The 2,396-nt window shown below is 55.3% G+C and carries 2 protein-coding genes; one reads left to right on the plus strand and one right to left on the minus strand.

From position 1 onward, the window contains the following. On the plus strand, positions 1-2,070 hold a 2,070-nt coding region (locus AC0AP0_RS11970; RefSeq protein WP_490430628.1), incomplete at its 5' end, for an ABC transporter permease. Between the two features lie 19 nt (positions 2,071-2,089). Here AC0AP0_RS11970 and AC0AP0_RS11975 read toward each other — a convergent pair. Further along, a partial coding sequence (locus AC0AP0_RS11975) for a response regulator transcription factor (RefSeq protein ID WP_490430629.1) occupies positions 2,090-2,396 on the minus strand: 307 nt, incomplete at its 5' end.

Below are 2,396 nucleotides of genomic sequence, written 5' to 3' on the forward strand. Positions count from 1 at the left end.
TTCGGCGGAGCTGTGGTGCTGACGGGTTCTCGGATTGATCGCCTGCTGACTATGGCGGGAATGGTTGGACCTGAGTCTCCCTCTGTGGAAAACATCTATCTGCTGGTTGACGGCCAAGGCAAGGAACTCCAAAACACTCTGCAAAACATCAGTCGATACGTTCCCGATGGATACCGGCTGGAGGACCGTGGTGCCATGGAGGACAGACTGCTCAGTGAGCAGACGGGCAATGGTGTGGACTTCATGACCGTCTTCCTCATGACTTTCGGTGTGCTGGCCATGGTGGTTGCTGCCTTGGTGATTGCCAACACCTTCCAGATCATGGTGGCCCGACAGCGCAGGTATCTGGCCCTGCTGAGGATTATTGGTGCTGATCGACGGCAAATCAGGGTAAGTGTGCTGCAACAGGCTTTGCTCCTTGGCGTCATATCGTCCTTTATTGGCATCCTGCTGGCCATGGGATTGATGGGCCTTGCCGGTTGCTTTGGTTTGCATTCGGGCACAATGAAGCTTGAACTCTTGCTTACCCCTGCTGCCCTCCTGGTTCCGTTTGCGCTCGGTGTTTTGGCAACCTTGGTGGCTGCCTTTGGGTCTACTCGTACGGCTATCAGGGTCAGACCGCTTGAAGCCCTGCAGCCAGTGGATCATCAGGACCCAGGCAGCAGGAAGCGGGCCGGTTTACGAATCAGTATCCTGCTGGCTGCCGTTGGTCTGGCATTGGTGATCTGGTCCTCTTGGCGCGTCACCGAGCTAGTCAGGACAAACTCTGGCAATACAGTCCAGGCCAGTAATCAGCAGGAACTCTTGCTAGGTCTCGCGGTATTGGGTGTTTTGCTGATTTTTCTGGGTGCGTTGATAGGGGCTCGTCGATGGATTCCGGCTCTGCTGCGTTGCCTGGGTAGACTTGTGTCCAAGATTGGACCATCTTGCAGGGTCGGAGTGGCGAATATCGCTCGAAATCCCTCACGAGTCGCTGCCACAGGTGTTGCTCTGCTGATTGGCGTAACTCTGGTCTCCACTTTGGCTACGGGTGCGGTAACCGCTAAACGTACTTTGTTCAAGGATATTGATCAGCGTTATTCCGTGGATATTGAAATATCTGGTCAGGGGCTGAACAAGAGAAATGTGCGGGCCATTGAGCGTGTCGAAGGTGTTGCAGATGCAGAGCTGGTGCAGCGATTTAATGCCAAGGTCGAGTCAGGAGGCCCCTCACAAGCTTCCATGACTGTCTATGCCTTGGATGCTTCACGGATCAGGCGAGTGCTTCATGCCGATCTGGGTCCAGGTATGCAAAGGTCGGATGCGCTACTGGTGTCGACCAGAACGATTTCCAAGCATTCCGGTTACCGGGATGGAAGTCAGCTGAAGTTGTCGATAGCTGATCCTCAGGCGGACGACGAACGTGAAAAGGAAGCAGATGCAAGAAGAACATTGACCGGGGTCTTCGCCGGATTCGGAGGGCTGGATAACAGTGGCGTCTATGCAATCACGGACTCCCGGAATGTCGCTGGGATTGACACCAAGACGCATGAAATCTGGATTAGGACGCAGGGAGATCGCGATGCTGCACTGCTTTTGGATGACATACGTCAGGCTGTAGGAGAGCATGACGACATGGCTATGAGCGGAGGGCTGACGCAAATGAGGACATGGAGCGAAACAATCGATTCCTTGTTGGCAATCATGGTGGCATTGCTGGGCGTTGCTGTGATTATCGCCCTGATAGGGGTTTCCAACACTTTGATGATGTCGGTGCTGGAACGCCGTCGTGAGACTGCCACGCTCAGGGCAATCGGCATGAGCAGCGTCCAGGTTCGTCGATCCTTGGGAGTCGAGGCCTGCATGATAGCCCTGGGAGCCAGTCTGGCTGGAATCGTTCTAGGAACGCTCTTCGGATGGATAGGAGCCTACCAGGTCTTTGTGCCCCTAGGATCCGTGACCTTCACCGTGCCATGGTCGACTTTTGCGCTGATACTGCCAGTGGCCTTGCTGGCTGCGGTGGCAGCCAGTGTGCTGCCAGCCAGGGAGGCAGTCAAGGTTTCACCCATTGAGGCTCTTAGTGACGATTGATGCTGCATGACGTCCAGGTTCATACCAGATGGTTTTCGTAAGCGAAGACCACCGCCTGGACGCGGTCCCGGGCATTGATCTTCTGGAGAATGTGAGTGACATGAGTTTTCACTGTGGGCAGTGAGATCCCCAGATTGTCGGCTATCTCCTGGTTGCTCAGACCTTGGGCTATGTGAATCAGGACCTGCAGCTCGCGATCAGTGAGCAGGTCCACTTCGGGATCGCGGTAGGTCGATCCCGATGGCATGGACCCGGCCGCAGGCACGTCATGGGCCATGTGTTCGATCAGGCGTTTTGTAGCCGAAGGAGCGATGATCGCATTGCCC

The sequence above is a fragment of the Bifidobacterium sp. POST2/T3 (B1) genome (assembly GCF_058197115.1).